The sequence below is a fragment of the Methanofastidiosum sp. genome (genome assembly GCA_013178285.1).
Taxonomy (GTDB): Archaea; Methanobacteriota_B; Thermococci; order Methanofastidiosales; family Methanofastidiosaceae; genus Methanofastidiosum.
This window is the reverse complement of the sequence record JABLXD010000023.1, coordinates 22,556-28,914: the sequence shown is the minus strand read 5'-3', so window position 1 is coordinate 28,914 and position 6,359 is coordinate 22,556. Positions and strand designations below refer to the sequence as shown.

General features: G+C 34.7%; 5 protein-coding genes. 1 reads left to right on the top strand and 4 read right to left on the bottom strand.

Annotated elements, in window-relative coordinates; translation table 11 throughout:
- The 4 genes from HPY60_08095 to HPY60_08080 form a co-directional block, all read right to left on the bottom strand.
- The coding region (locus tag HPY60_08095) for a DNA polymerase II large subunit (GenBank protein ID NPV51136.1) at positions 1–1,528 on the bottom strand (1,528 nt) is incomplete at its 3' end.
- Positions 1,529–3,091, bottom strand: coding sequence for a DNA-directed DNA polymerase II small subunit (locus HPY60_08090; GenBank protein ID NPV51135.1), 1,563 nt, complete (start codon positions 3,089–3,091; stop codon positions 1,529–1,531).
- Between the two features lie 23 nt (positions 3,092–3,114).
- Positions 3,115–3,354 (bottom strand): hypothetical protein, encoded by a 240-nt coding sequence (locus HPY60_08085; protein ID NPV51134.1) that lies wholly within the window; start codon positions 3,352–3,354, stop codon positions 3,115–3,117.
- A gap of 4 nt (positions 3,355–3,358) precedes the next feature.
- On the bottom strand, positions 3,359–5,320 hold the full coding sequence (locus HPY60_08080) for a DEAD/DEAH box helicase family protein (GenBank protein NPV51133.1): 1,962 nt from the start codon (positions 5,318–5,320) through the stop codon (positions 3,359–3,361).
- 71 nt (positions 5,321–5,391) lie between these two features.
- Here HPY60_08080 and HPY60_08075 point away from each other — a divergent pair, with 71 nt between their 5' ends.
- Complete coding sequence (locus tag HPY60_08075; GenBank protein ID NPV51132.1) at positions 5,392–6,351, top strand: ornithine cyclodeaminase family protein; 960 nt, start codon at positions 5,392–5,394, stop codon at positions 6,349–6,351.
- Positions 6,352–6,359 lie beyond the last annotated feature (8 nt).

Below are 6,359 nucleotides of genomic sequence, written 5' to 3'. Positions count from 1 at the left end.
TACTTCCGTCTTCTAAATTAAATAAGATAGTATTTTCATTAATAGTATATCTATTATAATTAATTAGATAATCCAAATCATCAGTTGAGATATAACTCCAGAATAGATTATACTTTGGGTGTAGAGGTATACCATATTTTTTTGATAGTTCTATCGCTTCTTCTACCTCTGGAATTCTTCCACCTTCTAAGATATCTTTGAAGTTTTTTATATTCTCTCCTTTTTCATTTAAGGCCTTTTCAAAGTCTAAATTCCACCATTCTTCTACATATCCAGAGGGCAACAATAAATGATTGTTCTCAACAAAATCCCCATATGCAATTAGCACATCTCCTAGGAATATTACTTCTTCAACATCTTCTGGCTTAATGTTTTCGTAAGAATAAAGCCAATCACAACTTTGATCTTTAAACTTTACAAAAGGTGGGAGTATAGAATCTACTGGCATAGAAACTGTTGCCTTACCAGGTCTTTCAGTCTTAAGTTGAGTCCCTACAGCTATAAATCCATTCACAATTGACATTGCAGCTGGATGGTAACCCCAAGCAGCAAATCCGGTATTCCTGCTTCGCCCATACCTTATCCTAAACCCACCTTTACTACTTGGATGGGCTATAACTGGCCTTCCGGCAAGCAAATCTGAGAGATATTTCCAGTTTGCCTTTATCTTTTCATTGTTATTATCGCTTTCTTTTTTTTCTTCTTTCTTCATGTCCTTTAAGAAATCCCATCCTTCAAGTTCGAACACTTTCAGTACTTTTTCAATTTTCTTTGATTTTTGTATAACTCCTTCTGCTAAGGCAAGTAAGGCTCCGCCCCTTACTTTGTTTGTTTCTATTCTTTCAAGATTTCTATATCCAGAAACTTCTATTTCTTCTGTACTTTCTCCTGTGATTTCTATAGGTATGTTTGAGAGGGCAACAATAACTTCTTTGTTCGATGGCCTGTATTGCAAATTTGTTTTTCCTCTCTCATATAGTTCAATTTCTTCAATAAATCTTTGTATCTCTTCTTCAGTAGCTTTGTATTTAGAGAGCCCAAGCCTTTTTCTAATATAGTCTCCTAAAAGGACTGAAAGGGCTGCTGCTGTACCCCCTGCAGATCTAATTGGCCCTGCAAAATACAATGCTAGATAATCCGTACCGTCGAAATTAGTTTTAATTTTGACATCAGAAATACCTTCCAAAGGTGCAGATACTATACCTTCTGTTAAGATGGCAAGACCAGTTCTTACAGCTTGTTCTGCCAACTTTTCTTTTGAATTCTTTTTTGAATATTTTTCAGCAATAATCTCATCTGCAATGATAATGGCTATCTTTTCTCTGGGATGCCCTTGCATATCAAGTTCTTTTATTTTCTTTGCAACTCCCTTTGGCCCTACTATCCCCTCTATTCTTCCAGCCATATCTGCAGCCAAAGGTATCTCAACTGAAGGTGAAGGATCCAACCCTTTTTTTCGGGCCTCTTGGGCAATCTCATATGCCTTTTTGCCTTCACTTTCCAACGAGTTAAAATAAGATTCAATCAATTAAACAACTCCACCATCGTTACAAAATCCCATAATTGAGAGCTTGTGCGTCTTTAAATCAAATATGGGAACTCGGCCCGGGGTGGGCATAATGTTTCTCATCTTCTGGTAGTCAGTCTGTGCTTGCCAACCTCCAGAATTAATCATTGACGTTCCTCTATAATTCCCATATCCATTCACGTGAATATGTCCCGTGTGAAAAATATCTGGGTGATTGTCAATTAATAAATAATCTTTATCTTCGGGAGAAATAGGGGTCTTGCCACCATATACCGGGGCTAGATGTCGCTTTCTTAACATCTCTTTCATTGCTGGAATGGGCTTATCATGACCTATCCCCGATATCCCTTCAACAAAATCATAAACGCTTGTCCCATGATAGATTACAGTTTTTACGCCATGCATTTCAAAAAAGCATGGATTTGGAACCATATCTACATTGGGTAATTCATACAGTTTTTCAGCGTATTGCCTTTCCACAGGTAACTGGGGTTCGCTACTTCTTGTTGCATCGTGATTTCCTGGGGACATAATGATTCTTATCCAGTCTGGAACCATAGACAATAATTCATAAAGTCTCTCATACTGATCATAAATATCAAGTATTTCTAAGTCCCTCTCCTGATTGGGGTAGGTTCCTACTCCATCCACTAGATCTCCCGCTATAACTAAATATTTTACCCTAGATGCTAACTCCCTTTGTGCAGGGGAACCCATTCTGAGGTTTAACCATTTAATAAATTTCAAAAATGACTTCTCTAAAAATGCATTTGACCCAACATGGATATCTGATATATGAACTGAGCATAGATCGATTTCACTTCTAGAAACTTCTCTTGAAACAGGTAAATCTGGGAATTCAAACTCTTTTCCAAATATAATTCCGTCTCCAAGGGCGCCTTTAATCCAAATAATTTCATCAAGCATGATATATCTTACTTTTTCATCAAGTTCTTTCGAACCTGAGAAGAACACCTTTATTCTTCCAGTATCATCCTCTACAGTTAAAATAAGATTTCCTTTCTTTGACTCGTTCTTTTCAGTTATCATGCCTACTACACTTACTTCTTCACCCTTCTTTCCTCTCAAGGCTTCACCAATCGGCATGAAATCTCTAGTAGAAGGCCTCTCCCTAAACATCTTCTTCATTTTTGCATATCTGTCATTGAAAAGTTTAACAAAATCTTCTATAGCACCTTCTGATACATTTTCTAGTTTTATATTTTTAGTAAATTTAATCTGGGCTTCATTTTCCTTGGCAGGTATCCTTTTTCCATTAATAGATTTCTTTATCTCAGTTTCAGGCTCTTCTTCAATTTTAATATCTATTTTTTCCTTCTCAATTCCTAAAGGAATTTCATTCTTAATGTTATCTTTTAAAAAATCTTCAATATCATTACAATTGACAAATACCTTGCACCTTTCTTTTAAGAAATCAATTAGCTCTGTATATTTTTCCTTTTCAATCATGGACAAACTTTCAACGGAGCTAAAAGTAAGTATAAGATTATTTTCTAAAAATAGATTATTTATTTCTTCATTAAATGATGTTGAATCTCCCACCAAATCACCTAGGATCAATGGGATTAATTGTCGTAAATTAGATCTTCTTCAAGGTTGTCCTCAAAGGTCTCTTCTTCTTCGTACCATCCCAATATCTCTTCTTTTTCAATGAGTTCCCACTCATCTTCAAAATTGATCAGTATGAGCTCTTCGCCACAGAATGGACATTCTATATTTAGCCCATCCTTTAGCTCTTTAAACTCGATAACTTCCAGACATACAGGACAATCAATTTCCTTCATTTTATCCCTACCTATACCCATTCGCCTAATTTTTAAATCTATCTATTTTATTTTCAAAGAAAAATTTTGCCTTATCTTTTAAGATTTCTTCTGAATCAGGTATATACTCTAGACTATCCCTTATCCATTTTGGTATGTCCTTAGAAACAAATTTGTTAGCCACTCTTTCATCTAGAAATACAATCAAAGCTTTATCTGAAAGTAGCCTATGGGCTCTGCCAGCAGCTTGGCTTAATTTTCGGTGAGCAGGTAGGTAGTATCCATAATATTTCCCTTTTCCGTAAAAGACTTTTTGGTAATATTCTATCTGGGACTCTATTCGTGGGGTAGGTCTTGCGTAAGGTACCCCCACTATTATTACCGTGTTCATTTCATTTCCGGGGTAATCCCCACCTTCAGCGTTTCTGCCCCCCATAACGCCTAATAAAACTGCACCCTCTTTTCCAGAATGATTTTTAAAGTCTGAAACTAGCATATCGTTTTCTCTAGAATCCATGTTTCTCCTTTCTATAAATATTGGCTTATCAGACATTAAAGCTATTCCAGAATTAAGTAACCCATCTACAACTTCATAGGAGGAGCAGAATATACCTACATTTGCAGGAACGGAATGAATAATATCTACAGCTTTCAATGTTATTTTTTTGTACATATCTTCATTCCTGTGTGTACCCTTTGTAGTTACGCCCTTAGTTACAATGCCCTTAATATTTGAAGCTGAAAATGGAGAAGCAAATACTTTGAAAGCAGGATTTTTTACCCCTATGATATCAGAATAAGCATCAAGAGGCTCAAGAGTTCCAGACATATGAACAGTACCAAAAGAATAGTCTAAAACTTGAGTAGTTATTGGTCTTGGGTCAAGAGATAATATTCCAAGCTTTAAAGTTTCTTCATCTTTTCTTGTTTTATTTTTTTCAAAGATATAACAGTAACTTTCATTGCCCCTTGCATTAAACCAGTTTTCAAGAAATGATGCGATCTTGTAAATGTGTGATCTTGGCATCTTATTCCTCTTAAGGCGAGCCTTTTGAACTTTTTCCCCAACAGTCTTCATATAAACAATTAAGTCAAATATAGTTTTCTCAAAGTTCTTGGAAACAAAAGGGCCTCTTATTCCTTCCAATCTTGTAAAAAGATCTTGATAGGATATTATAACTTCCTCTTCTGACTCCAACTTAAATTCGTTTTCTAACTCTAAAAACACATCATAAAATTTATTCAAAAATTCAGAAACTATAGGCTCTTCAAATTCTATTGACTCATTTATTGCAGTAGTAATCGAATAAATTGAAAGTTGATCTGAGCCAAGATTTATTGCAAGATCTGAAAGATTATGGGCTTCATCAAGAATTAATATAATGTCTTCGAGTGTAGCGCCTATACCCTCTAGAAAATTATCTCTTATTTCTGGGTGAAAAATGTACATATAACTACAGGAAATCACTTCAACGTTTTGTAAGATCCCTTTTACTACTTCATATGGACACATACTCTCTTCAATGCAAAGGTCAACTACGTCTTGAGACAAAGAAGGTTTTTGTGAAAGGCTTACCTCGATTTCATAAGCCCTTTCTTCCATCTCCTTCATATTTTCATAGAATTCACATTTATTCTCTCTTCTCAATAATCTACAAACATGAAGTGCCATCGCTGTATCCAACTCATTATTTATGATAGTTGGGTGAAGACACATAGTGTTTCTACCTTTAATTGAAATTCCTGATACCTCAGTCTTCTTTCCAATTTCCATTAACTCTTCCATGACTCTATCCATCTGCTTATGGGTCCTGCAACAATAGACTATTTTTTTGCCAAACTTTTCTGCTATAGGTAACGCCGCAGATAAAACAGATATAGTCTTACCAAAACCTGTTGCAGCTTCAACAATTGGATTCTTTTTCTGAATTAGACTTGTTTGAACAAATTGGATAAACTCTTCTTGATTTGTTCTATATTTTTCATATGGAAAGAAAGAGTTCTCCATAAGGATAAATAATTCAATTTCTTAAAAAATGTTTGGATAGATATTTATAGTATATTTTTTAAATAATCACCATGTTAATACTTTCTGAAAATGATCTTAGGTCAGTCCTTAATTATAAAAATGTGCTAAAAGCTCTAGAATCAGGATTTGTAGCCTACAAAAGAAAAGGAGAATTTCCACTTAGAACCTCAATAGAATCTAGTGAAAATAAAACAACGGTACTATTCATGCCATCTTCTTTTATGGACAAATCAGGTGTAAAAATAATATCTTTATGCGAAAATAATCCTTCAAATAGGCTGCCTTATTCCAGAGCAGTTTATATGTTGGTATCCCTTAAAGATGGAGCTCCCCTTTGCATCATGAATGGAACTTATCTGACATACATTAGAACTGCAGTTACTTCATTATTGGCATCAAAGTATCTTGCAAAGAATAATCCAAAAACTTTAGGAGTCATAGGAACTGGAAACATAGGGGCATTTACTTGTGACGCTCATCTTTCACATTTTGAAATTGAGAGAATATATGCTTTCGATAAATTAGAATACTCTCTTAATTCCTTTGGGCAAAGATTACATTCTGACTATACTCCTAATATCGTTATTTGCAAAGATGGAAATGAAGTTGTATCTAACTCAGACATTGTTATCACCGCAACAAGTTCTACAACGCCTGTTTTTAATTCTCGTTCTGTCATTGATGGAACTCATATCAATGCAATTGGCGCTTATAAAAAAACAATGCAAGAGATTCCAGAAAGTCTTATGCTAAAGGCAAAAATACTTGTAGACACTATCGAGGGTGCAATCTCTGAGCCTGGAGATATTGTAATCCCATTGCAAAATGGATTAATCAATAAAGAAGATATTACTGAGATTTCAGATGTTATTCTAAAAAGAATATCAAGAAATAACTCTGATATTACTCTTTTCAAATCAGTAGGATTTTCATTGGAAGACATAATAACTGCTGAGCTCGCATATAACGAATCAAAGAAAAAAAGTATTGGAGTGGAAGTAGAAATTTAATAATTATA